This is a genomic window from Halospina sp. K52047b (genome assembly GCF_008709855.1).
Classification (GTDB): domain Bacteria; phylum Pseudomonadota; class Gammaproteobacteria; order Pseudomonadales; family Oleiphilaceae; genus Halospina; species Halospina utahensis_B.
On the sequence record NZ_VYJH01000006.1, the window covers coordinates 173,394 to 197,917 of the forward strand.

Here is a 24,524-nt window from a genome sequence, read left to right on the forward strand (position 1 = left end):
TCACCATGGTGGTGTTCATGATCATGGTGGTGTTCATGATCGCCGCCATGATGATGCTCATGGTCCTGATGATGTTTATGGTGGTCCTGGTCCTGGTCCTGGTCCTGGTCCTGGTCCTGGTCCTGGTCCTGGTCCTGGGACTCATGATCATGGCAGTGTTCGTGCCCATGGTCCTGATGCTGTTCGTCATCATGCCCATGCTGATGTTCGTGATCATGCCCATGGTGCTCGTGGTGCTCGTGGTGCTCGTGGTGCTCGTGGTGCTCGTGGTGCTCGTGGTGCTCGTGATCATGGTGGTGGCCGTGCCCTGCGCCGGCTTCCGCAGTACCCGTGTCATCCCCGGCCTCATGAGCCACCAGGTCCATGCCGCATTTCGGGCAGCTGCCCGGCTCGTCCTGGACAACTTCCGGGTGCATGGGGCAGACGTACTCAATCCTGACATGCAGGACAGAGGCGTCGAAGTCCTCGGGGGAGGCTGCAAAAGCGCCTTCAGCCATCGCCCTCCGCAGCCGGCCAACGGCTTCGGTCAGTTCCTCCTGTGAGAGGCCCGCGGAAACATCGGCGTGAGGTAAGGATGACGGTGCCGGTCCGCCCAGCACGAGTACGGCGCGCGGCCGGGGCATCTGCGCGTAGAGCACCGCCACCGCTTCGTCCATTTTCTGTGGCAGCTCCCCGATAATCAGGAGTACACCAGCATCCCGAGGCGTAGCAGCGATGCGCATGCCTGCCGAGGTCACGTCCAGACCGTGCGCCAGAGCCACTTCCGGTCCCGGGACGACCAGACAGCTCAGGTCGCGCGCCAGAGCCCATGAGATCAGCTTCTGCAGTAGCGAGGGCCACTTTTGTTGGCGGGCGCCCACAAGGGGCAGTGGTGAATCAGATGTCATTGCCGTCTCAGAGCCCCCTGGCTCCATCCGTAGAGCAGGCCGAGAAAGAGGATGGCGAGGAACACGCCCATATCAAGCAAAGCAACCAGCCCTACTTCCTTGTACACGACAGCCCACGGATACATAAAAGCCATCTCCATGTCGAAAGCCAGGAACAGCAGCGCGTAACCGTAGTACCGCGCGTGATAGCGCCCCCATACCGGATCCCGTGACAGCACTCCGGAACTCGCGGGCACATCCTTGCCCTGCTCCCGGCGCGTCAGGCCCATTGCGCGGGCAAGCCCGTACAGCCCGATTACGGTTCCCACGATGCCGACCGCCAGGGCCAGCAGCAGGCTGTATTGCTCCAGAGCGCTCATCAATTATCCTCCAGCTCGCACAACCATGTGCCTCCCTTGCTATACACCAGAAATAATCATAACTTTCAAGGATACTTTTCCGCCCAATGAGTCGTGCGCTCGTGCAAGCATGCTACTGCATAAACTTCAACACGCGAGGCTGAAACAGAGCTGACAATTGCCACCAGAACTGGCTTTTTTTAACGTTAATCGACCTCAGAATCGGGATCCCCTCCTGTATGACCAATACCAAAGCAGCTCGGCTCAATCGGGAATGCTTCTGCATCACTCTTGACCAGAAAGCCCTCGAAAAAAGTCTCCGGGATCAATTTCCGGACGCTGACCATGAATCGTCAGGGATCCCCGAACTTCAGCACCTCTTCTCAAACACAGCAGTTTTCGTCCCGGAAGCTGACATGTCGACGATGGAGCGAATCGTCCAGGCTATCGAGTCAGCTACAGGACTTCCGGGGTATCAGGAACAGGTCCTGTCCTGGGCACCGAACATTGCGGGTTTCGATCCAGGACCGATAGGGGCGTTCATGGGCTATGACTTTCACCTGGGCCCCGACGGCCCTCAGTTGATCGAGATCAATACCAATGCGGGGGGCGCCTTTCTGAACGCTGAGCTTGCCCGGGCTCAGCATCAATGCTGCAACCCATCCCAGCAGAGCGGCTCGAGCAATCCGGCCCTTGACGGCTTCGAGGATGCGGTGTTCGCCATGTTCAAACACGAATGGCAGACGCAATGTGGCGATTCAACACCCGGCCGCCTGGCCATCGTGGATAACGACCCGAAAAGCCAGTTCATGTTTCCCGAGTTTCAGCTCGCTCAAAGGCTGCTCCTGGATCGGGGACTGGATACATTGATCCTCGATCCCTCCGAGCTCGAGTATACCAATGGCAGGCTGACAGCGGATGGGAAGCCCATCGACATGGTATACAACCGGCTGGTGGATTTTGCCCTGGAAGCCCCTGCCCACGCACTGTTGAGGCAGGCGTATCTCGACGGCGCGGCAGTAGTGACACCCAATCCCCGGGTGCACGCCCTGCTCGCCGACAAGCGGAACCTGACCCTCCTGTCAGCCCCCCAATGCCTGCGGGACTGGGGTCTGAATGAAGCGGATGCGCGCTATCTGGAGAAAGCTGTTCCGAGAACTCGACTGGTTTCCAGGGAAGACGCAACGGCGTTGTGGGAGGCTCGGCGCAAACTGTTCTTCAAGCCGGTGGCAAGCCACGGCAGCAAAGGTGTCTACCGGGGTGACAAAATGACCCGGCGCGTATTTGAAAACATTCTGGAGGACGATTACATCGCTCAGGAGCTGGTTCCCGCCGGGGAACGAAACGTCCGGATTGATGACACCATAACGAGCAGAAAAGTCGACATCCGCCTCTACACGTACGCCGGAAAACGGCTGCTTGCAGCCGCACGCGTCTACAAGGGGCAGACAACCAACTTCCGCACCCCCGGAGGTGGATTCGCACCCGTCTTTCAGGTGTAAGGTGGAGGGGTACTGGTCAACGAATCTGTCGGTGCACAAGCCAGACAATCAGGGGCGGAAGGACGATCCACTGCAGGAGCGGCAGCAGCCCGGTTCCTATAACCGGAATCACCGGCATCTGTTCTGCATAGGCCCAGCGCTCGGCAACCACCGTCGCGTGCCACTCAAGCCCGATGGTAATCATCACCGCAAACGCCGAGAATTTAATGACCTGCCAGGGAGTGGCCTGCACAATCCAGCGCCGGTTCCGCGATACAAGAGCAACTCCCCAGAAGCTGACCAGAGCGATCAGCGCATCCCCGGCGGTAGCTCGGGAGCAGAAAAGAATGGCATCCCAGTGCGCGGCCTGGGGCATGTCCCGGTAAAAAGGAACCTGCAGGAACTCCCATGGGTAGTTGAGCAGGAAGCCGAACAGGACAACGTTGAACTCGGGAGAATAGAGCCACCTGCACCAGTTCCTCATGTGTCGGGACTCCAAGTTCCTGTTTTCGCGAGCTCAAACCCTGACACGGCCCACTTTCAGTGGCAACTCCACGGAGTGCGTTCCTTGTTTTCCCGGACATTGCTGTCGCTGAACCGGTACCAGCTCTCCTTGAACCGCGTCCACCATCCCTGCGCGATGTCGGCCCCATACTCGCGCACTACCGTCTCGATGTCCTCGATATTTACCTTACCGGCATCGTAGGCAACATTAAGGATGGACCTGTCGTCGTCCAGCGAGACCATATCGATTCCTGTGATCTGGTCGATTGCCTGCCCGATGGCTTCCGCTTTTTCATGATCCAGATTGTCCAGCTTCAGGTGCCGGATCACGAGGCAGCATTCGTTGACAATAGCCCGATGAGGTTTAGCCATACTCGAGTCTCCTGGCAATTTGTGAACTTTCTCCACTTCAATAATAATGGCACGCGAAGCTGAATCAGGGCTGATAATTGTGACGCTGGCGAATCAGCTCTGATTCAGTTTCCAGGGTTAAGCTTGGCTGACTCCAAAACGCGGCTCACCTGGACAAAGACGGACAAACCATGACTGAACAGGATGATCGAACCCCGCGCTACGCGGAAAACAGCCTGACGCTGCCGGGAGCCGTGATGCTGGGAACCGGCGTCATGATCGGCGCCGGCATATTCGCACTTACCGGCCAGATGGCGGAGATGACAGGCACGCTTTTCCCCCTGGCCTTCCTGTCAGCCGCCGTGATCGTGGCCTTCAGCGCCTATTCCTATGTGAAGATGTCCAATACCTACCCCTCGGCGGGCGGCATCGGCATGTACCTTCACAAGGCCTACGGGAACACTCTGCCGACCGCCTTCCATGCGCTTCTGATGTATTTCTCGATGGTCATTGCCCAGAGTTTTCTGGCCCGGACCTTCGGCTCCTACACGCTCCAGCTGTTTGATGTCAGTGACCAGAGCCGACTGGTTCCGGTGCTCGGTGTGGGCCTGCTGCTGGTGGCCTTCCTGATCAACCTCTCGGGCAACCGCCTGATCGAGGGCACGGCCTCGCTCATTGGCATCGTGAAAATCGTCGGGATCATTATCTTCGGTCTGGTCGGTGTGGCGATTGCCGACAGTATTGCGGTTGACTTCACCCGCTCCGAACCCGAGCCAACGATCACCGGCTTCCTCGGTGCCACCGCGCTGGGCATACTCGCTTTCAAGGGCTTCACCACCATTACCAACAGTGGCTCTGAGGTGAATGACCCGCACCGTAATGTCGGCCGCGCCATCATCATCTCCATTGCCCTCTGCGTGGTGATCTACACACTGGTAGGCTTTGCGGTAGCCAGCAACCTGTCCCTGGGCGAAATCATTGAAACGCGCAACTACTCACTGGCAGCCGCATCTCGGCCCGCGCTCGGTGATTACGGCCTCTGGTTTACCGTCATCCTGGCCATGACCGCCACCGCCGGCGGCATCATCGCCAGTATTTTTGCCGTCTCGCGGATGCTGGCCATGCTGACCCAGATGAAGCTGGTTCCCCACAGCCATTTCGGAATGCCCGGCGACATCCAGAAGCACACCCTGGTCTACACCGTGGTTCTGGGCCTGATCCTGACCGCCTTCTTCGACCTCACGCGGATCGCCGCCCTGGGCATCATCTTCTACCTGATCATGGACATCGCCATTCACTGGGGTGTGCTGAGGTACCTGAAGCAGGAGGTCGGCGCCAATGGCGCCATCCTGGTGACGGCAATCCTGCTTGATCTCCTGGTGCTGGGTGGGTTTATCTGGGTGAAGCTTGTCACCGATCCTGTTGTCATTGGCGTGGCAGCGCTGGCCATGGCGGTCATTCTGTTCGTGGAAAGCGTCTTCCTCGCCAACAACCCCGCTACCCCGGATGACGACCACCACCATCACGGGGCATGATCAAGGAGCAACCTTCATGGAACTCAAGACCTTCAAGGACCTTATCGACTGGACCCGCACACTCCACCACCACATGGCCACCTGTCTGGCCCACTGCGCGAGCGAGCACCAGGAAGAACGCGCTCGAATACTGCTCGACTACCTGGCAACCCACGAGGCGGAGCTGGAGAAGCTGGTCACGGCCTTTGAGCGCGAAAGCGACGCCAAAGCCCTGAAGACCTGGATCTATGACTTCCTGTCCCACAAGCCGATTGAAACCCACCGGACCTGTGATCTCCCCTACACCCACATGGGGTTCGATGACATCTGCCGCAAGATCTTTGACTTCCACGACCAGATCATCGATCTCTACCAGAACCTTCAGGATCGCGCCGAAATTCCGGAAGCCCGGGAAATGGTGGAAAACCTGCTGAACCTGGAACGTCACGAAGCCATGCGGATCGCCCGGGAAATCGGACGCATGCAGGACGTGTGAGAGGCGTGTTTCAGAAGATGGTCCGGGAGGTGGGACTCGAACCCACAAGGCACAAGGCCACTCGATTTTGAGTCGAGCGCGTCTACCAGTTCCGCCACTCCCGGTCAGGCTGGCTCACTGCAATGGGCAGTGACCGCCGGATTATACGCGCGGCCAGTGCCGCGTCAATCACAGAGCGTCGAACAGCGACAGACGTGAGATCCGGGCGAACGACTGCTGGGCCGCCTGGAGCGTGAAGTTCTGCTGGGTCAGACGGCTGATGGCCTCGGCATAATCCACATCTTCCAGGTCTGACAAAGTCTCCTGAGCCAGAAGATCGCTGTCCTTCAGGAACTCTTTGGTGCTTTCCACGGTATTCAGGCGTGTACCCACGCCGGCCTGGATTTCCGTGGCCCGGTCCTCGGCGTTCTGCAGGTTGGCCAGACCCTGGTCGATGGTATCCTCAAGCGCTTCGCGCCCTTCCGGGGTATTGGGGTGTGTCTCAAGCCCCTCGATCATCTTCTCCATGGTGCCGAAGATGCTCTGCTGGTCGCCACTGGTCACCGTAAAGCTATCATCCTTTTTCGGCTCACCGCTGACCTCAAACCGCATTCCATTCACTTCGATGGGATTGCCGCTCACATAATCCTCACCCGAAATGAACTCCTCACCCGTTCTCTGGGATTTGACGGTGTATTCGGTGTTCCCGCTAACCTCGTCGAAAGTAACCACCAGGTCGTCTGGGTAGAATTGCTCGAACTCCTCCCGGTTGGTTACAACGCCGCTGCTGATCCGGCCGCTGCCCTCGTTATTCTGGGCCGCACGGGTATTGAACGTGGGCCGGTCGCTGGGAATGGCCTCGAACGTCTCCCGGCCATTGTCGTTCACCTTGATCGTGACCCCGTCATCGATCTGCACTGAACGCTCGCCGGAATCGCCCCGGTACTCAATGTTGCCGGACACATCCTCGCCAAACGGCTTTTCCCCGCCCTGGAAACCGGCAAACAGGAACTCGCCTTCCGGGCCCTGGGTGTTGGCCAGGCTGACCATCTGCCCCTTCACCTGCCGCAGCTCCTGGGCGATGGACTCACGATCCGACTCACTCAGAGAACCACTGCCCGCCTGGACCATCAGTTCGCGGGTGCGCGCCAGCGCATCCGTATAGCTGGAGAGCGTCCCGTCCTCCCGTTCCAGCCGGGTCTGTGTCATGTCCAGAGTATCCTGGTACTGCTCGCTGCGCGCCAGGTCATCCTTGAGCTGAACGATACGGGTGGACGCCACCGGGTCATCAGAGGGGCTGAGCACCTCCTTGCCAGTGGCCACCTGCTCCTGGGTACGCGCCTGCTGGGCGTTAAGGTTCTGGAACTGCTGGATCCCCTGGTTGAAGATCTGGCTGGTGGAAACACGCATGATCCGCCTCCCTTAGTTGAAGGTGCCGAGCAGGGTATTGAACAGGTCCCGGGCTACCGAGACCACCTGCGATGAGGCGCTGTAGGCGTTCTGGAACTGGATGAGCCTGCCGGCTTCTTCGTCCAGATTAACGCCGGACTGCTCCTCCCACTGTTTCTGGGACTGCTCCATGAGCGTCCCCGCTGCTTCCTTGTCCACCTGGGCAGTCTGGGTGCGCGAGCCCACATCCTCGACCACGGAACCATAGGCGTCCGTGAAGCTGAAATTGCCGTTATCGAGGTAGTTCTTGGCGTTCAGGTCGCCCAGCGCCAGGCCGTTACGGTTATCCGAGGTGCCACCCTCGTTGGTTTCAAGGCGGAAGCTGTCGCCGGCCTTTGGGTTACCGCTGAGTTCGAACTGGAAGCCTTTGTAGGCCGGGTCGCTGCTGGGAGCAGGATCAAAGAAATTCTCCGGAGATGGATTATCAGTCGCCGTTAGACGCACGCCATCGGCAAGCGTGGTATCCACATAGCCGCCAACGGTTGCCTGTTCACCATCGCTGAGCGTCTCCGATCCAGTAGTCCCCCCATCCCCATAGGGATTCGGTTTCCCAACACCGAGCTCAGCGCCATTGGTTGCGTCGAGCGAGATGCGGATATCTTCACCACGGTCCGACCGCAGCTTCACACTGTCTCCATCGTTTGTAACCGAGAGCCCCAGCGACTGGAAGTCTGAGTTCTCTTGAATAGCTTGGTTAAGGCTATCCGCCGTCAGCGGTCCATTGACATTCAGAGTTACGTCTTTGACATCCCCACCTTCCACAAGAGCAACCTCGATATCAGGGTTATTCCCCTGATTTGAAGGATCTGGAGTCAGCGTTGCTTCCGTGTAAGCCGTCGCCTCTACGCCACGCTGGTTATTGAGCTTGTCGGCAATCGAGCGAGCTGATTCTTTATCACCGTTCTCATTGATAGTGATTGGTGGCTGGGTTGACACTACTCCTGTTTCCGGATCGCGGGTCCGTATGGTGATGTTTTGCTCGCCGTAAACAGAATCAGGATCAGCGATAGGGCCATTTTCCGCTGGCCCTGAAGCCGTTAAGGTCCGATTACCCGGATCCCCACTGAACACGGTGTTCGTCCTACCCGGCTCAAACCGCACATTGTTCATGGGCGGATCCAGTGGCTTGGGATCGGCAGGGTCAGAAACGTCTACCACCTCATAGCGGTTCTCAGAGAGGAACCGGATCTCCATGGGCGGATCAAGGTTGCCGTTCTCGTCCAGAGCATCCAGGCGGCGGCCAGTCTGTGGGTTACGAATGTCGAGCATGGTGCCCTGGGTGATCTGCCCGGTTCCCTGGTTGCCGCTGCTGGCTTCGGCGCGGATGGGAGCAGCCAGAGCAATCTCTTCTCCGGCGACAATTTCTGTCGCCATATCCCGCGCACCGTTGAAGGTGGGCCGGATGGTGAACTCATCGCCCTGCTGGAAATCGCCGGACTCCAGTTCGATCTCAAAGCCTTCCATGGAGATGGTCGAGGGCCGGCTGTCACTGATGCTGCCGGTTTTCACCAGTTCCCCGCTGGTGGCGTCGCGGATGCGGTACTGCTGATCGTCCGGGCCGGTGAATTCCAGTGTGTAGGAGCGGGTATCCAGCTTGCTGCTGTCGGTGATGTTTACACGGGCCTGCCGGTTACCGCTTTCGGCGGTTTCAGCGGAGGGCGTGATCCGCCCACGGGCCAGGCTTTCCGAGTTGATATCGCGAAAGAAGTTGCCCCCCAGGTTGCCATTAAGATCCTGGCCCAGCTGGTGCTGCTCGTTCATGCGCTCGGATAGCCCAATGGCGATCCGCCCGATCCCATTCAGGGTCGGCTCCAGGATCTCGTCCCGGAAGGTCAGGTTGCCACCCAAGGCACCACCCGTGATCTCATGGGTGATGGCCCGATCGCGACCAACGCCCTCCAGCAGCACTTCCCGACGGCCCGCCTGCTCGGTGCTGCCTGACAGACGCAGCGTGGCGCTGTTGCCCTTGCTGACAATGCCCTGGCCCTTGCCGATGCTCACATCAACGGTGCCGTCGTTGTTCTCATTGGTCTGGACCTGCACCAGCTCCGAAAGCTGGCGCAGTTTCTCGTCGCGCTTGTCCAGAAGGTCATTCGCTTCACGCCCGCTGGCGCGACCCGGCGACTCGGCAATCTTGACGTTGAGTTCCGCTATGCCGTCGGCCAATGAATTGATCTCGCTCAAATTGGCGGAGATGCGATCATCCACCGTCTGTTCCCGTGAACGCAGTTGAGAGTCCACGGACTTGAACCGTGCTACCAGGTTATCCGCCTGGTTCAGCACCTGCTCCCGCAGCGAGCTGGAGGCCGGGCTCTCTGCTGCATCCTGGAGGGTGCCGAAGAACTGGGTCAGGGCCTGGTTAAGACCGGTTTTCTCGTTCCCCAGGAGATCGTCCATGCCATTCAGGTTCTCGACCAGGGCGGTCTGTTCCGAGTGAAGGGTGGTGTCTGAACGCAGCTGGGTATTGATGAATTCATCGTTGAGGCGCTGTATGTCGGCAACGTTAACCCCCTGTCCAATGTAACCACTCCCCGTAGCCTGGGAGGGATTGGAGACGAAATCCGCCCGCTGCCGGCTGTAGCCGGGCGTATTGGCGTTGGTGATGTTGTTACTGGTGGTCTCCAGTGCCTTCTGGTTGGACAGGATCCCGGTCAGGCCCGTATTCAGCAGACTCATGGCAGCTTACTCCCCTTCCGTCCCGTCATCGATCACGGCGCCCAGCGTGGGCCGCTCCATGATGTTCTGGATCTTGTCGGCATAGGCCGGGTCCGTGGCGTAACCGGCATCCTGGAGCGCCTGGGCGAAGGCCTGCGGGTCATCCGCCTGCTGCAGTACCTTCTGGTAGCGCGGGTTCTCGTTCAGGAAGCTGGCGTAGTCCTCGAAGCTGCTGGCGTAATCCGGGTAGGCGCGGAAATCCGCCTTCTCCTTCAGCGGCAGCCCATCCCGGTATTCGGTGGTGGTGATCTCGACCTTATCCCCGTTCCAGCGCTCATCCGCCTTGATGCCGAACAGGTTGCGACTGGGTTCCTGCTCACCACCGATCATGTTGCGCCCCCAGCCGGTTTCCAGCGCGGCCTGCGCAATCATCACCTGCGCCGGCACACCGGTCTGCTCACTGACATCACGGGCAATGGGGCTGAGCTCCTGAACAAAGTGCTCCGGCCCCTTAAACTGTTCCGGCAGCTCGTTGCGGCTGCCCGCAGCAGAGTCAGAGCTGGCATTACCCTCTTCCGGCATCATCTGACGGACCTCGTCCACACGCTCCGCCAGCTGCGGATCCGGAGCCGGCATCTGGCGGCTGTAATCAGTTATGCTCGTCCTTGCGTCCGGGCGGTCAGCGCCCTGCTCTCCTCCGCCCAGCTGGCGCACCAACTGATCGGCGATGCCGATGCTGCGCTCCTGGGTCAGGCTCAGGGTCAGCTGCTTGTCGAACATGTCCTGGTACTGCTCGGTCTCCTGGCTGTTCAGGTAGTTGCCCTCGCTGAAGACCTCGTTGGCGGAGCGCATGGACTTCATCATCTGCTGCAGGAACAGCGCCTCGAACTGTTTGGCGACCTTCTCCAGCGCCTTGTCCCGGTCCGTGCCGGCCATATGCTTGAGATCGCTCATGGCGCTCATGTCGGTATAGATGTGCGCGTCGCTGGTACCGCCCGGGGATGACTGGATCATGGTTTCAACCTCAGATGACGATCAGTTCCGCGCGCAGTGCGCCGGCCTGCTTCAGAGCTTCCAGCACGGCCATGATGTCGCCCGGTGCCGCGCCCACCTGATTCACGGACTGCACAATCTCGTTCAGGGTGACCGCTGGCCCGAACTTGAACATGCGAGCTTCCTCCTGCTCGATGGCCACATCGGTCTGCGGCACCACAACAGGGTCGCCCTCGCCGAAAAGACCAGGAGCCACAGCCTCCGGATTCTCGGTAATGGTCACGCTCAGGTTGCCATGGGTGACCGCCGCCGGGCTGACCCTGACGTTCTCCCCGACCACGATGGTGCCGGTGCGCGAGTTGATCACCACTTTCGCGGACTCTTCCGCCGGCGTAATCTCGATGTTCTCAAGGATTGACAGGAAACTGACCCGCTGTGACGCGTCCCTTGGTGCACGCACCCGCACGGACGAGGCATTCTTCGCATAAGCCGTCTCCGAGCCCAGCTTGTTGTTGATCGCCTCAACCACCCGGCGTGCGGTGGTGAAATCCGGATTGCGCAGATTCAGGGTGATGGTGTCCCCCTCGGAGAAGGCGGTGGGCACCTTGCGCTCAACGGTTGCGCCCTGGGGAATACGCCCAACACTCGGTACGTTCACGGAGATGGAGGAGCCGTCCTGGCCTTGAGCACCGAAGCCACCGACTACGAGACTTCCCTGGGCCATGGCATAGGTCTTTCCGTCCGCCCCCTGCAGTGGCGTCATCAGCAGTGTCCCGCCGCGCAGGCTGTCAGCATCACCCACGGAAGACACGGTAACGTCAATTTCCTGGCCGGGGCTGGCAAAGGGCTGCAGATTCGCCGTAACCATCACGGCCGCAACGTTGTCCGCACCGGGGTCAACACCAGGAGGAATGGTGATGCCAAACTGGTCCATCATATTGCGCAGACTCTGGTTCGTGAACGGGGCACCATCCCCGCTGCCATCAAGTCCCACCACCAGGCCGTAACCGACCAGCTGGTTGTCACGCACACCCTTGACCGAGGTCAGGTCCTTGAGCCGGTCGGCCTGGACCGGTGTGGCGACCATCACTGCCAGCATCAATACCGCGGCAATCCGGTTCCACATGGCAAACCCTCCTGTACGAAACCTCAAAGCGGCCACCATTCACTGTTGAAGAAGCGGGTCAGCCAGCCCATGCGATTGGCCTGGTCAAAGTCGCCGGTGCCACCATAGGAGATGCGCGCATCCGCGATCCGGCGGGAACTCACACGGTTATCCGAACCAATGTCCTGCTGCCGGATCAAGCCAGACACCCGGACGTATTCCTTGCCCTGGGTCAGCTCCAGCCATTTCTCGCCGCGCACCCGCAACACACCATTGGGCATCACTTCCACCACAGTAACCGTGATGCTGCCGCTGATCTGGTTGCTCTGATCCGCCTCGGCCTCACCGTCAAACTCCCGGTCCTGGCTCACATCGGTCCCGATCCCCAGACCGTCCTGGCCCAGAACCGACGGCGCCTCAATATCCGTCTCACTGTCCTTGGTAATACTGGTATTGGACGTCTTGGATGCCGCCGTGGACTCCTGAAGCTGCACGGTCACAACATCCCCCACATTGAGCGCCTTGCTGTCGCTGAACAGATTATGCCGGCGGGAATTCTGGTAGATGGAGCCGTTGACCGGCTGATCCGCCATCATGGCCTCTGGCTCCACCGGCGCGAACGCGGGATCACCTGGCTTGGCCCGCTCACGGGTCATCGCCTGGCAGCCCACCAGCGTCACCATCAGGATCAGCAACGCGGCCCTTTTGAGCAGTATGGACGGCTTGGTCATAACGGTTCTCCCCCTACCCGAGGCGTTACAGGTTCTGGGTAATGAACTGGAGCATCTGATCCGAGGAGGAGACGACCTTGGAGTTCATCTCGTAGGCCCGCTGGGTGGTGATCATGTTCACCATTTCCTCGACCACCTCCACATTGGAGCCCTCCAGCATGCCCTGCTCGATGGTGCCGATGCCGTCAATGCCGGCCTCCCCGATCAACGGGTCCCCGCTGGCCGCGGTCTCCTGATAGAGGTTGCTGCCTATGGCCTGAAGCCCCTGGGGGTTCACGAAATCCGCCAGCTCGATCTGGCCCAGCTGCTGCGGTTCCGGCTCGTTGGCAATCTTGGCGCTGACAGTGCCGTCACGTCCGATGGTCACGGAAGTGGCATCTTCGGGAACGTTGATGTTGGGTTCCAGCGGGTTGCCGTTGGGCGTGACAATATCGCCCTCGGAATTGAGCTGGAATTCACCATTGCGGGTGTAGGCGATCTCACCATCCGGCTTGAGCACCTGGAAGAAGCCATCGCCGTCAATGGCCAGGTCCAGGGACTGGTCCGTGACCTTCATGTCCCCCTGGGTATGCTCCTTGCTGGTGGCCGCAACGCGTACACCAGTACCCAGCTGCAGCCCGGAAGGCAATTCCGTATTCTGGGAAGACAGGCCGCCGGGCTGGCGCTCCGTCTGGTACATCAGATCCTGGAAATTGGCCCGGTCACGCTTGAATCCGGTGGTATTGACGTTCGCCAGGTTGTTGGAGATGGTGCTCAGCTGCTTGTCCTGAGCGGCGAGGCCGGTCTTGCTGACCCAAAGTGCTGGATGCATTGTTCTGTCCTCCGATCGCGTGGGTGAGGCGCCCTTCCGGGCGGGCGGCATCGGGTTGCCGCTTTTCCGTCACCCATGACGTTTCCATCAGAGGTCTTGCAACAAGCGTGCCACGCTCTGGCTGTTCTCGTCGGCGGTCTGCATGGCCTTGACCTGCATCTCGTACTGGCGGGAAAGCTGCAGGTTCTGGATCATGGATTCCACGGCGGAGACGTTGGAGCCCTCCAGAAACCCGCTGACCACCCGGACATCGCCGTCCGGCTGCAGGGGGCCCTGCTGGTCGGCATCCGGTTTAAGACGGAAAAGACCGTCATCCCCCTTCTGGACCTGGTCCTCCCCCGGGTCCACCAGCTTGAGCCGGTCCACTTCCACCAGCTGGTCACTGGGCGCCCCGGCTGGAACGACTGAAAGCGTGCCATCCGAGCCGATCTCGATCTTATCCGCCGGCGGAACGGCCACCGGGCCTCCGTTACCCATGACCGGCAGCCCTTCGCCGTTACGCAGGATGCCATTGGCATCAACCTGAAGGCTTCCCGCACGGGTATAGGCCTCATCACCCGGTTCCGGCTCCACCGCCAGCCAACCGTCACCCTTGATGGCGATATCCAGGGAGCGACCGGTCTGCTTCATGGGGCCATGACTCAGATCCGCCCCGGGGTTCTCCGTCATGGCATAGGCCCGGGACGGATGATGCTCGCCGTATACCGGCATGCTGCGGGCATTGGCGAAGTCCTGCTTGAACCCGGTAGTGTCCGCGTTCGCCAGGTTGTTGGCGTTGACCTGCTGCGCGTACATGTTCTGCTTGGCGCCGGTCATCGAAATATAGAGCGAGCGGTCCATGGAACCCTCCTGTGCTCATTCAGTCCTCAACCCGCGGAATTACCGCAGATTGATGATGGTCTGGGTGATCTGGTCCGAGGTCTCAATGGTCTTGGAGTTGGCCTGGAAGTTCCGCTGGGCGGTAATCAGACCCACGAGCTGCTCGGAGAGATCGACGTTGGATTCCTCAACGGAGCTGGACTGGATTGCGCCCAGAGGACCGGTATTGGGGCGGCTGATCACCGCATCGCCGGAGTCGATGGTTTCAACCCAGGCGGTATCCCCAACCGGAGCAAGCCCTTCGTTGTTCCGGAAATTGGCCAGAGCGATCTGGCCCAGCGCCTCGGACTCGCCATTGCTGAAACGCGCCTGGATCACGCCTTCTTCGCTCACATCCAGGCCCGTCAGCCGGCCGGTTGCGAAGCCATTCTGCTGGAGGTCATTGACGGCAAACCCGGAGCCGACCTGAGTGGTGTTGGTGTAATCAAGCACGAAGTTGGAGCTGTCGTTACCCTGGGGCAGCGGAGGCTCTGTGACACTGCCATCAGGTCCTGCCGCACCATTCGGGTTACCGTTCTCGTCTTTTGGTTCCCAGTCGTTGATCAAAACCTCATCGGACTGAGCTGTGTCCAGACTACCGTTGGTCTGGAACACCAGATCAAATCCCTCAGTTCCTCCCGGATTTTCGGCACTGTTACCCACCAGTTCACCGTCAATTTCCACATAACTTTTCCAGGAATTATCCGGGTTCCCTACCTGTGACTGCTTAACAAAGTACTGGGTCATTTCATGAGGGTTGCCCAGGCTGTCGTAAATCGTTGTGGACGTTGAATGGTTGTACGTATTCGGATCATTGGGAGCGAATGCGTTCTGAACGTCAGACGTGCCGGTTTCACTGCCGCTCAGAATCTGTGAATTACTGGCTGAAAGGCCGTAACCATCCTGAACCGTGAACTCGAGGTTGCCGACGACCGTAAAGGGACCGGTATTGGTGTCACTGAGCGTTTCCGGACCACTAGACCCCTGTGAATCAAGCTGCAGCTCAGTGCTACCTCCGCCTGTCAACTCAACTTCAATATTCCGGCCTTCATTATCGGTCAGTTCCAGATCACCACCGTTTATCGCCGCGTTGAGGTCAATCGAACCATCGGCGTTGATGCCATCAGCAATGTCCTGAAGTGTGGAGCTTCCACCAATGTCATAGTTGAAACCGCCACCCCCATCAGACAGAGCGAACCGCAGCGTATCCGCGGAGTCCGGATTGGAGAGCCCAGAAATCGTCGCCTGGGAACTGGCCGTGGCTGTTACCCCTGACTGACTTGCAAAACTCGCAGCAATGCCGGCTGCGGAGTTGTTGTCCGCGGTCGAGAAGGTGGACGTTGTTCCCTCCGGGTCAGTAATCGACCAATCAGTCTGATCAAATCCTGCATTGCCAATGGCTCCAGAGAAAAGCTCATTGATCTGGTCACCATTGGCTTCGATCAGGGTTTGATCAACCCTTAGAACCGTTTCCCTCGAGTCCAGGTTCAGATTCGCCGCAACATTGGTGGTGGACTTGGGCGCCAGGTTCTCAGTGTTCACCTCAAGATCGCCACGAACATCACCAACCTGCCCGCTTTCATTGGCCTGGAACCCCTGAACCCGGGCCCCCTGGTTATTGGTGACAAAACCGTTCTGGTCCACACCGAACTGACCGGCCCGCGAGAACTGGCGTTCACCGTTGGCGCCCTCCAGAACGAAGAACCCTTCCCCATCAATGGCCATGTCCAGGCCATTACTGGTGGCGGTGATGTTGCCCTGCTGGAAAAGCTGCCGGGTGTTCTGAACGCTGACCCCGTCACCCGCGGACGTATCGCCCAGGTTCTGAAGGCCGGAGCTGTAGAGGTCACCAAACTCCGTCCGCGAACGCTTGAAGCCCGTGGTGCTGGCGTTGGCGATGTTGTTGCCTTTCACGTCCAGATCCGTCTGGGCTGCATTGAGTCCGCTGAGTGCGATATTGAACGCCATGGTAAACCTCGCCCATTACTTGTTATCAGTTAATCTGTTTGACCTGGTCAAGCGGCACCGAGCCACGCCCTGCCAGATTCAGCGTCACGCCCCCGTTCTCCAGGTTGACGCTGTCCACATTCGCATTGAGCCGGGTAGCCAGCTCCTGGGTCTCGCCGTCGTACTGGGCTTCCGCCTGGACCCGGTAATCGCCCGGCTCCATCAGGTCACCGTCGCCATTCTCACCGTCCCAGCTGAAATCCACTGTGCCGCTGCCCTGCTGGCCCATGTCCATCTGGCGAACCAGTTCCCCGGCAGGGTTGTACACGTTGACCCGCAGATTCGAGGTAGCCGAAGGCACTTCCACCGCTCCTTTCACCTCGCCCTCAGGGCCAAGGTTGGCGATGTTGCCCTCCACCTGAACCTGCTGCCCTACCATGGCGGAGGCCTGCAGCGCCTGGGTCGAGCGGAACTGACCCATGGCATCCTCAACCGAGGTATTCAGGCTCTGCATCTCCTCTAGGGAGGAGAACTGGGCCAGCTGCGCCACAAAATCCTCGTTCTTCTGCGGGTCCAGTGGGTTCTGGTTCTGCATCTGGGCCATCATGAGATCCATGAACTCATTGCGGCCCATATCCGAGGCGTTGTTGCCGCCCTCGCTCTTGCCGCCCTGATTCTGGTTCCGGTACTCCTTGAGGATGTCCGAAGCCGAATTGGTTGAGCTGTTAACGCCGTCCATCGTCGCTACCCCCGTTCCCGCTTACTGGCCCTGACCCAGCGTCATGACGCGCTGCATCATGCTCTTGGCCGTGTTCATCACCTCAACGTTGGTCTGGAAGGAGCGCGACGCCGACATCATGTCCGCCATCTCCTCCACCACGCTGACGTTCGGGTAATACACATAGCCGTTGTCATCCGCCTTGGGATGATCCGGCTGATAACGCTGCTCCAGCTCAACATCGCTTTCCACGATGGCATCCACCTGAACCCCGGCGGATTCCAGTTCGTTGCGCGAAAAACCCGCGTCCTGCACGCCGCCGCCCTGGCCCATCATGTCCGCCTGGATGGCGGAAAAAACGGGCTTGCGCGCACGGTAAACGTCATCCGTACTGGAACTGGCCGTCTCGGCGTTCGCCAGGTTGCTGGAGGTTGTGTTCAGCCGGATCGACTGGGCCGACATGGCAGAGCCGGCAATATCAAAGACCTGATTGAGTGACATGGTTTACTGCCCCGCGAGTGCGTCTTTGAGTCCCTTAATACTGCTGTTCAGGAACTGGAAACTGGACTGGAACTCCATGGAGTTGCGCATGTACTTGGACATCTCCGTCTGGGTATCCACGGTATTACCATCGATCGACGGCTGGATCGGGTTGCGGTACATCAGCTCCGGATTGCCGCCACCGCCACCCTCGCCGGTCATATGCCCGGAGTCCGAGGCCGTCATCGCCAGGCCTTCCTGCTGGCCCTGGGCCTGCTGAAGGGCCGCCTGGAAGTCGATGTCACGCGCCTTGTAGCCGGGCGTATCGGCATTGGCGAGGTTGTTGGCGAGCACTTCGGAGCGCTGGGAGCGCAACCGCAGAGCGTCATCGTGAATGCCGAATGCGTTGTCAAAGCTGATCGTGGTCATGACTGGCCCCTTTTTGCCGGGTAATCGGGCTTTGTCGGTATTAAGCAATAGCGGTGCCAAAGTGCTACACTCCTTTGTATTCAGGCATTAACGCCGCAACGGCAAAAATACGGGTGCCATAGCGGCAAACCTGTGCCAGTGCCGGAAACCGCTGTCTTCGGGGTCAATTGTGAGCCCAGGAGTTTGCTGGTAACGTTCCCTCAACATGGATGCGATCGTTGGACAATGATGAACGTACCCCTCATGCCTTCGAGCCTGACGGCCATGGACCCCAAGCAGAAACCGAACGCCATCCCGCCCATGCCGGATTACCATGCGCGGGTGCTCGGCTACATGGCCGGTGCTGCCATTCTCGGCACAGGGGTGTTTCTCGATCACTTCCATGACTACCTGATCTGGTTCGTGCCGCTGGCTCTGATCTGGCCGCACGTTCTCTACTTCCTGTCCCGGGCGATATTCCCCAGGCGCACGCCACAGATCCGCGAGCGCATACTGCTGCTCGACGGCTTCCTGATCGGCTCCCTGACGGTCTATATCGAGTTCAGCGTCATCCCCTCGCTGATGCTGCTGCTGATGATCAGCTTCAGCGGCATCATTGTCGGGGGGCTGAGAGCCTGGGCGCTGAACGTTGCCGCACTGGCGGTTGGGGTGACTACGTCACTGCCGATTGCCGGCGTCAGCTTCGAGCCCTGGGCTCCGCCCACCCTCACCGTGGTGAGCGGCGTGGTGACCACGCTCTATGTATGCGTCATGGCCTTCTACACCTATCTCCAGGCTCGCGCGCTGGTGGCGGCCAAGTCCCAGATCCAGTACCAGCGTGAACAGTCCATCGCCCTATCCCACAAGCTGGCCAAATACCTCTCGCCACAGGTGTGGCAGTCCATCTTCACCGGTGAACGCGACGTGCGGCTGGAAACCCAGCGCAAGAAGCTGGCCGTCTTCTTCTCCGACATCCAGGGTTTCACCGAGCTTTCCGAGGAGATGGAACCGGAAGGGCTGACGGAGCTGCTCAACACCTACTTCACCGAGATGTCCCAGATCGCGCTGAAGTACGGCGGCACCATCGACAAGTTCGTGGGTGACAGCATCATGATCTTCTTCGGCGACCCCACCAGCCAGGGCGCGAAGAAGGACACACAGGCCTGTGTCTCGATGGCCATCGAGATGCGCAAGCACATGACGGTGCTGCGCCAGAAATGGAAGAGCCAGGGCATCCGCACGCCCCTGGAGATACGGATGGGCATAAGCACCGGGTTCTGCACCGTCGGCAACTTCGGCGCGGACAACCGTATGGATTACACCATCATCGGCAAGGAAGTGAACCTGGCAAGCCGTCTGGAGGAACTGGCGGATCCGGGCGAGATCCTGGTTTCCTACGAGACCTTCTCACTGATCAAGGACAGCATCCTGTGCCGGGACAAGGGCGAAATCACCGTAAAAGGGTTCGCACGGCCGGTACCCATCTACCAGGTGATCGACTTCCGCCAGGACGTGGGCGACCAGCGCAGCTTCCTGGAGCATGAGGGGGACGGCTTCGCGATGTATCTGGATTCCGAGAAAGTCGACGAGCGTGAACGCGAACACATCATACAGGCGCTGGACCGGGCGGCCCGACGCCTGCGTGACGAATAGCGCCTACTGGCGCAGCAACCTTGGTGCTGGCGCATCGCCCTGGTGGGTCGAGCGCCAGGGGTTGATGTCGAGCCCGCCACGGCGTGTATAGAACGCCCCCACACTCAGCCGCTCCGGCGTCAGGGCATCCCTCAGATCCGTGAAAATCCGCTCCACACAGGCCTCGTGGAAATCCCGTGCCTCACGGTAGCTGATGACATAGCCCAGCAGCGCCTCCGGCCGCATGCGGGCCCCCGTATAGTGGACCACAAGCGTGGCCCAGTCCGGCTGGCCCGTCACCGGGCAGAGGCTGCGCAGCAGGTGCGAACACAGGCTCTCGGTGACCACGTCGCCGTCCAGCGAACGCAGTGAGGCCAGAGGGCCATCGGCGGGCATGATCACACCTTCCACGTCATCAATCAGGTGTGCCCCTTCCGGCCGTGCCACCAGTCCGGCATCCGCGTCCACATCCCCCAGCACCACCGACACTGCAGCGCCCGCGGCTTCGGACAGATCCCGCTCGATGGTGGTGCGCACCGACTCCACGCCTTCGAACACTGTGCTGTTGAAGGCATTGAGATACAGCTTGAGCGACTTTGATTCGATCAGATTGGGCGAATCCGCGGGCACCCGGAACTCGGCGGTGGCCACCCGGGGCACCCCGTCCGGGCGCAGCCAGCTCAATTCCCAGGCCTGCCAGCGGTCCTCGCCCTGCCAGGGCCAGCCGTCAGCCAGCCCCAGGGACTCCCGTGCCTGTGCCCGGGCCACAGGATACAGGAGCGCCGGATCATAGTGCTCAGGGTAGGCGCTGGTCCGGCCCAGTGGTGCATCATCCAGTTCCATGTCGCCTCCTCAGCTGCGGATGCCCTTGCCCCGGTCAAGCAGGCGCAGGCTCACCGTGAACAGCACCACTGCAAACACCACCAGCATGGCGATCGCCCACACCGGCCCCACATCCGAGGCGCCCAGGACACCATAGCGGAAGGCGTTCACCATATAGAGAATGGGATTGGCCATGGAGAGCCCCTGCCAGAACGGATCCAGCAGGTTGATGGAATAGAACACGCCCCCAAGGTAGGTCAGTGGCGTCAGCACAAAGGTCGGCACAATCGAGATGTCATCGAACTTGGTGGCGAACATCGCGTTGATGAATCCGCCCAGAGAGAACACCAGTGAGGTGAGCAGCGCCGTGGTAACCACCAGGACCGGGCTGTAGAACTCCAGGGTGGTGAACGCCAGCGACACCAGCATGACCACGAAACCCACGATCAGTCCGCGCGCCATGCCACCCGCAAGGTAGCCGGTCAGGATCACCCAGTTGGGCGTGGGCGAGACCAGCAGTTCCTCAATGCTGCGCTGGAACTTCATGCTGAAGAACGAGGACACCACATTGGCGTAGGAGCTGGTGATCACCGACATCATGATCAGCCCCGGCACAATGAACTCCATGTAGTCATAGCCTTCCATGGGCCCGATGCGGCTTCCGATCAGGTTGCCGAAGATCACGAAGTACAGCGTCATGGTCACCGCCGGCGGCAGCAGGGTCTGCGGCCAGATGCGGGTGAAGCGCCGCACCTCGCGCACGACAATGGTCATGAAGGCGATCCAGATCTGGTACGGCGTCATGCGCTCTCCTCCTCTTCGGATGCCGGCAGCGAGCGCCCCACCAGGCTCATGAACAGCTCCTCCAGCCGGTTGGAACGGTTGCGCATGCTGGTCACCTCCCAGCCCTGTTCACCGAGCTGGCGGAAGACGTCGTTCAGCCCGTCTTCCTTTTCAACCTCGACGACCAGTGCCCCCTCATCATTGCGGAAGCAGTGGTAGCCCTCCAGCTGCGGCAGGGTTCCGGGATCGTTGCGGATATCGAGAATGAAATGCTCCATGCTCAGCTGCTGCAGCAGTGCCTGCTTGGAGGTGTGCTGAAGAATGCGGCCACCGTCGATGATCGCGATGTTGCGGCACAGCGCTTCCGCCTCCTCCAGATAGTGAGTGGTCAGGATGATCGTGACCCCCTCGCGGTTGATGCGCTCAAGAAAGCCCCACATGGAACGCCGCAGCTCAATGTCCACGCCCGCCGTGGGTTCGTCCAGGATCAGCACCCGGGGCTCATGCACCAGCGCCCGGGCGATGAGCAGCCGGCGCTTCATGCCTCCCGACAGCATACGCGCCGGTGAGTTGCGCTTATCCCACAGGCCCAGCTCACGCAGGTAACGCTCGGCATTGAGCGCCGCTCGGGCCGGCGCCATACCGTAATAACCGGCCTGGGTGCGCACGATGTCGCCCACTTTCTCGAACTGATTGAAGTTGAACTCCTGGGGCACAAAGCCGAGCCATGTCTTGAGGCGGGCGGGATCGGTATCCAGATCGGCATCGAAAACCCGCACCTGCCCGGCCGTCTTGCGCACCAGTGAGGCAAGCACACCGAGCGTGGTGGATTTACCGGCCCCGTTCGGCCCCAGCAGGGCAAAGAAATCACCAGCTTCGACCTGCATATCAATCCCCTTCAGCGCCTCAAGGCCACCGGGAAAGGTCTTGCGCAATCCGCGAATATCCAGTGCGTATTCCATAGAGATCTCTTATCGAATCAACGTCGCTGATTATGGGGATCACGTGCCCTGATGCAAGGGCATTGCCCAATCTGCGACCTGTGTCAGATCAGAATCGGCTGCAGCTTCCTACAATGCCGAAACGCAACAGTTCAGGGCCTATGGACGAGCAATGACCACCCAGACCCCGCGAAACGCAGTACGGATGGTAACCGCTTTCCTCACCACGGGGTGCCTGTTGGCACTTGCCGGCTGCGGCGGCAGTGATGGCGACGGGGACGGCGACCTGCGCACGGGCACCCTTTTCACTGAGGGCGTCGAAAACATCCATTATGAAACGCGCAGCCAGTCCGGGACTACCGGTGAGAACGGTGAATTCCGTTACCACCCCGGCGAAACACTGACCTTCCGGCTGGGTAACCTCGTTCTCGCCGAAAACGTCCCTGCTGCCCCCTTCCTCACGCCCATCGATTTCACGGCGGAGGCCCGCAAGCAGCTGCACAGTGGCGGCACCGATGGGGAAGGCCTGGAGACCCACCGCGGCATCGAGGAGGATCTGGCCGAGAATAACGCGATCGCCATCAACATCACCCGTTTGCTGAGCGCCCTGGCTGAACAGGACAGTCCGGCCTCATCGGAGGAAACGCTTGAAATCACGCAGCGGACCATCGATCAACTGAACAGCTACCTGGCCGATGACAGGAATCCCCGCATTGATTTCAGTGTCTCCACGGAGTCGTTCTCAAGACCTGACAACATCTCGGAGGACAGCCGGGAGGATGACACGGGTGACCTGATCGACCCGTCACCAGCCAACCGCCTGCTGGACAGTATCTGCTTCGCTCCCGAGGGCGATGAGCTCTGTGAAGCCCCGCCCACTGAATCCGAGATCGAGAATGCGACCGGTGACCGCGTGGAAGAACTGGAGGATGAACGGCGTAATATCCTCAATGCCCGCCGTACCCTGGATCGAGCCCCCACCGGCAATACCATTGAGTTTCTTTCCCAGGAGACGCTGGATTTCAGGAACGACCTGGCGACCGCCTTCTACCTGGAGCCCGGCACCCTAACCATTGGCCCTTCAGACGGCAGCATCAGAACAGTGGCCATAAAACGCACCGGTTCATCCGGCTTCTCACTGAAACGGCTTGAAGCGGAAGCAAAAGGCTCGGGCTGGGGGATCCACAGCGTGGATCGTCAGGAAGGCACAGTGGAATTCTACCGGAATACCAGCAGGCCCGCGGAAAGCGGCACGATACTCGTCAATTTCAAGGTGGATTACCCGGGGTTCGACAACTACCGCTGGGTCCGCAAGAACCTGCTGGTGGAAGTCAACTGAACAGCCCCTTGAGACTCCAGCGGGCGCGCTGGCGTGCCGCCGCGCCGGTCACCTCGTACTGCGAGGGATCAATGCCCCCGTAACCGAAGGGTTTGCAGTCCACAATGCGGGCGTTGGCGTCCGCCGCCTCCTCATTCTGTTTGGCCAGATCCACGATGTGGCCCTGCTGGAGGGGCTTCTTGTCGGTATCGGTCAGCACCATAACGCTGGGCCAGAGGCGGCGTTTCGGCGTGTGTGACACCACCACGGCCACCTCACGGGTCGCCAGCTCCACGATCGTGCCCGTCGGGTAGACACCCACCGCCTGAATGAACTGCTCAACCAGATCCTCCTGGAACTGGCTGTTGCGGCATTCAAAGAGCCGCGAAACCGCCTGGGCCGGCGTCAGCTGGCTGCGCCTTTCCCTGGGCTCGATCAGGTATTCATAGTAATCCACCAGTCCTACCAGCTTCGCCAGCAGGGGAATATGCTCACCGTTGGCCCGCTGCGGGAAACCCGTGCCGTTATGGCGCTCCCGGTGGTAACGGATCACGTTCACCACCACACGCGGCAGACCGGAGGCCGCCGCAAGGCGGGCCCCAATCTCCGGATAGCGGGAGTAGGTCTGCCACTGCTCGGTGGTCAGCTCACTCTCGGCTATCTGCATGCCCTCGGGCAGACGCGCTGTACCAATGTGGGAAAGCAGCGCCCCCATTGAAAGCTTGTGCAGCACATCCGGATCCAACCCAAGCTGGCGCCCCAGGAGAAGGGCCCAGATGCTGATGTTGAGGGAATGACGATAGGTATAATCATCGCGGCTCTGGACGCGACTGAGCCACAGCAGCGCATCGGGGTTGCGTGCCACGCTCTCCGCCATCGTGCGGGCAACGGAGGAAACCTCCTCAACGTCGACCTCATTATGGCCGGCAGCCAGCATCTCATTAACCCGACCCAGGGCTTTTTCAACGTTATCCAGAACCGGCTGAACGTTCCGGATTTCCTTGCGCAACGGGCGTGTGGTCTCGTAATGGTGGGGATTGCGCACCTTGACGGCTGGCAGTTTGATCACCTTGCCATCACCACCGTCACGGCGGGCCGTGGTACCCGTGGACTCGGCAGCCCTACTCTCGCGCTTTTCCGCGACATCCACGTGAACATGGCGGCAGTGCCGGATCAGCTCATCCACTTCCTTCTGGTTGCGGATGTAGAACCCCTGGATGGGGAACGGCGTCTCATGCCACGGCCGATCCAGATCCGCAACGAACATGCCGATTTCAAGTTCCTTTACGGAGATCTTTCGCCGCTGTACACCCATGGATTCAT

23 protein-coding genes, 1 tRNA gene and 1 pseudogene are annotated in these 24,524 nt (G+C 60.1%); 5 read left to right on the forward strand and 20 right to left on the reverse strand.

The genetic code is table 11. The annotated features are described in order from the left end of the window. Window positions 1-386: 386 nt before the first annotated feature. A pseudogene (locus tag F3089_RS16255) lies at window positions 387-914 on the reverse strand (hypothetical protein); the annotation flags it as partial. Continuing rightward, complete coding sequence (locus F3089_RS09655) at window positions 884-1,246, reverse strand: NADH-quinone oxidoreductase subunit A (RefSeq protein ID WP_151440601.1); 363 nt, start codon at window positions 1,244-1,246, stop codon at window positions 884-886. The gene F3089_RS09655 and the pseudogene F3089_RS16255, both read right to left, overlap by 31 nt. A 218-nt stretch (window positions 1,247-1,464) precedes the next feature. Between F3089_RS09655 and F3089_RS09660 the strand changes: the two genes are divergently transcribed. After that, complete coding sequence (locus tag F3089_RS09660; RefSeq protein WP_151440602.1) at window positions 1,465-2,727, forward strand: ATP-grasp domain-containing protein; 1,263 nt, start codon at window positions 1,465-1,467, stop codon at window positions 2,725-2,727. 16 nt (window positions 2,728-2,743) lie between these two features. Here F3089_RS09660 and F3089_RS09665 read toward each other — a convergent pair whose 3' ends face one another. Both F3089_RS09665 and F3089_RS09670 read right to left on the reverse strand, forming a co-directional pair. Next, window positions 2,744-3,190 carry a hypothetical protein gene (locus F3089_RS09665; RefSeq protein ID WP_095618561.1) on the reverse strand — a complete coding sequence of 149 codons (447 nt, stop codon included), beginning with the start codon at window positions 3,188-3,190 and terminating at the stop codon, window positions 2,744-2,746. 56 nt (window positions 3,191-3,246) lie between these two features. After that, a complete protein-coding gene (locus F3089_RS09670) occupies window positions 3,247-3,582 on the reverse strand; it encodes a cation transporter (protein WP_151440603.1) in 336 nt (111 codons plus the stop codon). A 170-nt stretch (window positions 3,583-3,752) separates the two neighbouring features. Here F3089_RS09670 and F3089_RS09675 point away from each other — a divergent pair, with 170 nt between their 5' ends. Beyond that, window positions 3,753-5,096 carry an APC family permease gene (locus F3089_RS09675; protein WP_151440604.1) on the forward strand — a complete coding sequence of 448 codons (1,344 nt, stop codon included), beginning with the start codon at window positions 3,753-3,755 and terminating at the stop codon, window positions 5,094-5,096. 16 nt (window positions 5,097-5,112) lie between these two features. After that, window positions 5,113-5,571, forward strand: coding sequence for an ATPase (locus F3089_RS09680; RefSeq protein WP_151440605.1), 459 nt, complete (start codon window positions 5,113-5,115; stop codon window positions 5,569-5,571). A gap of 18 nt (window positions 5,572-5,589) precedes the next feature. Here F3089_RS09680 and F3089_RS09685 read toward each other — a convergent pair. The 12 genes from F3089_RS09685 to flgB form a co-directional block, all read right to left on the reverse strand. Next, window positions 5,590-5,675, reverse strand: a tRNA-Leu gene (locus F3089_RS09685). A gap of 64 nt (window positions 5,676-5,739) precedes the next feature. Beyond that, window positions 5,740-6,960: a flagellar hook-associated protein FlgL gene (gene flgL, locus F3089_RS09690; RefSeq protein ID WP_151440606.1), complete on the reverse strand. Its 1,221-nt coding sequence runs from the start codon at window positions 6,958-6,960 to the stop codon at window positions 5,740-5,742. A 12-nt stretch (window positions 6,961-6,972) separates the two neighbouring features. Continuing rightward, on the reverse strand, window positions 6,973-9,675 hold the full coding sequence (flgK, locus tag F3089_RS09695; protein WP_151440607.1) for a flagellar hook-associated protein FlgK: 2,703 nt from the start codon (window positions 9,673-9,675) through the stop codon (window positions 6,973-6,975). A 6-nt stretch (window positions 9,676-9,681) separates the two neighbouring features. Continuing rightward, window positions 9,682-10,668, reverse strand: coding sequence for a flagellar assembly peptidoglycan hydrolase FlgJ (gene flgJ / locus F3089_RS09700; RefSeq protein WP_151440608.1), 987 nt, complete (start codon window positions 10,666-10,668; stop codon window positions 9,682-9,684). A 10-nt stretch (window positions 10,669-10,678) separates the two neighbouring features. Further along, window positions 10,679-11,773 carry a flagellar basal body P-ring protein FlgI gene (locus F3089_RS09705; protein ID WP_151440609.1) on the reverse strand — a complete coding sequence of 365 codons (1,095 nt, stop codon included), beginning with the start codon at window positions 11,771-11,773 and terminating at the stop codon, window positions 10,679-10,681. Window positions 11,774-11,796: 23 nt separating this feature from the next. Further along, the gene (flgH, locus tag F3089_RS09710; RefSeq protein ID WP_151440610.1) at window positions 11,797-12,483 is read right to left on the reverse strand and encodes a flagellar basal body L-ring protein FlgH; all 687 of its coding nucleotides are present in this window, start codon (window positions 12,481-12,483) and stop codon (window positions 11,797-11,799) included. Between the two features lie 25 nt (window positions 12,484-12,508). Beyond that, window positions 12,509-13,294: a flagellar basal-body rod protein FlgG gene (gene flgG / locus F3089_RS09715; protein ID WP_151440611.1), complete on the reverse strand. Its 786-nt coding sequence runs from the start codon at window positions 13,292-13,294 to the stop codon at window positions 12,509-12,511. A gap of 87 nt (window positions 13,295-13,381) precedes the next feature. Beyond that, window positions 13,382-14,134: a flagellar basal-body rod protein FlgF gene (gene flgF, locus F3089_RS09720; protein WP_151440612.1), complete on the reverse strand. Its 753-nt coding sequence runs from the start codon at window positions 14,132-14,134 to the stop codon at window positions 13,382-13,384. A gap of 39 nt (window positions 14,135-14,173) precedes the next feature. Further along, window positions 14,174-16,120 carry a flagellar hook-basal body complex protein gene (locus tag F3089_RS09725; RefSeq protein WP_151440613.1) on the reverse strand — a complete coding sequence of 649 codons (1,947 nt, stop codon included), beginning with the start codon at window positions 16,118-16,120 and terminating at the stop codon, window positions 14,174-14,176. Between the two features lie 25 nt (window positions 16,121-16,145). Continuing rightward, window positions 16,146-16,838 carry a flagellar hook assembly protein FlgD gene (locus F3089_RS09730; RefSeq protein WP_151440614.1) on the reverse strand — a complete coding sequence of 231 codons (693 nt, stop codon included), beginning with the start codon at window positions 16,836-16,838 and terminating at the stop codon, window positions 16,146-16,148. A gap of 21 nt (window positions 16,839-16,859) precedes the next feature. Beyond that, on the reverse strand, window positions 16,860-17,318 hold the full coding sequence (gene flgC, locus F3089_RS09735; protein ID WP_151440615.1) for a flagellar basal body rod protein FlgC: 459 nt from the start codon (window positions 17,316-17,318) through the stop codon (window positions 16,860-16,862). 3 nt (window positions 17,319-17,321) lie between these two features. Beyond that, on the reverse strand, window positions 17,322-17,726 hold the full coding sequence (gene flgB / locus F3089_RS09740; RefSeq protein WP_151440616.1) for a flagellar basal body rod protein FlgB: 405 nt from the start codon (window positions 17,724-17,726) through the stop codon (window positions 17,322-17,324). Window positions 17,727-17,954: 228 nt separating this feature from the next. On the opposite strand from flgB, the gene F3089_RS09745 reads away from it, so the two are divergent. Further along, window positions 17,955-19,358 (forward strand): adenylate/guanylate cyclase domain-containing protein, encoded by a 1,404-nt coding sequence (locus tag F3089_RS09745; RefSeq protein WP_225741728.1) that lies wholly within the window; start codon window positions 17,955-17,957, stop codon window positions 19,356-19,358. 3 nt (window positions 19,359-19,361) lie between these two features. On the opposite strand, the gene queF is transcribed toward F3089_RS09745, so the two are convergent. The 3 genes from queF to F3089_RS09760 are packed head-to-tail and all read right to left on the reverse strand — an operon-like array spanning window position 19,362 to window position 21,904. Then, window positions 19,362-20,180 carry an NADPH-dependent 7-cyano-7-deazaguanine reductase QueF gene (gene queF, locus F3089_RS09750; RefSeq protein WP_151440617.1) on the reverse strand — a complete coding sequence of 273 codons (819 nt, stop codon included), beginning with the start codon at window positions 20,178-20,180 and terminating at the stop codon, window positions 19,362-19,364. 9 nt (window positions 20,181-20,189) lie between these two features. Further along, window positions 20,190-20,963 carry an ABC transporter permease gene (locus F3089_RS09755; RefSeq protein ID WP_151440618.1) on the reverse strand — a complete coding sequence of 258 codons (774 nt, stop codon included), beginning with the start codon at window positions 20,961-20,963 and terminating at the stop codon, window positions 20,190-20,192. Beyond that, window positions 20,960-21,904 (reverse strand): ABC transporter ATP-binding protein, encoded by a 945-nt coding sequence (locus tag F3089_RS09760; RefSeq protein WP_151440619.1) that lies wholly within the window; start codon window positions 21,902-21,904, stop codon window positions 20,960-20,962. Before F3089_RS09760 ends, F3089_RS09755 begins: the two co-directional genes overlap by 4 nt. Before the next feature lie 151 nt (window positions 21,905-22,055). Between F3089_RS09760 and F3089_RS09765 the strand changes: the two genes are divergently transcribed. Next, on the forward strand, window positions 22,056-23,222 hold the full coding sequence (locus F3089_RS09765; RefSeq protein WP_151440620.1) for a hypothetical protein: 1,167 nt from the start codon (window positions 22,056-22,058) through the stop codon (window positions 23,220-23,222). Here F3089_RS09765 and F3089_RS09770 read toward each other — a convergent pair. Continuing rightward, complete coding sequence (locus tag F3089_RS09770; protein ID WP_151440621.1) at window positions 23,215-24,516, reverse strand: HD-GYP domain-containing protein; 1,302 nt, start codon at window positions 24,514-24,516, stop codon at window positions 23,215-23,217. The two genes, F3089_RS09765 and F3089_RS09770, sit on opposite strands and share 8 nt — an antisense overlap. Window positions 24,517-24,524: the final 8 nt, after the last annotated feature.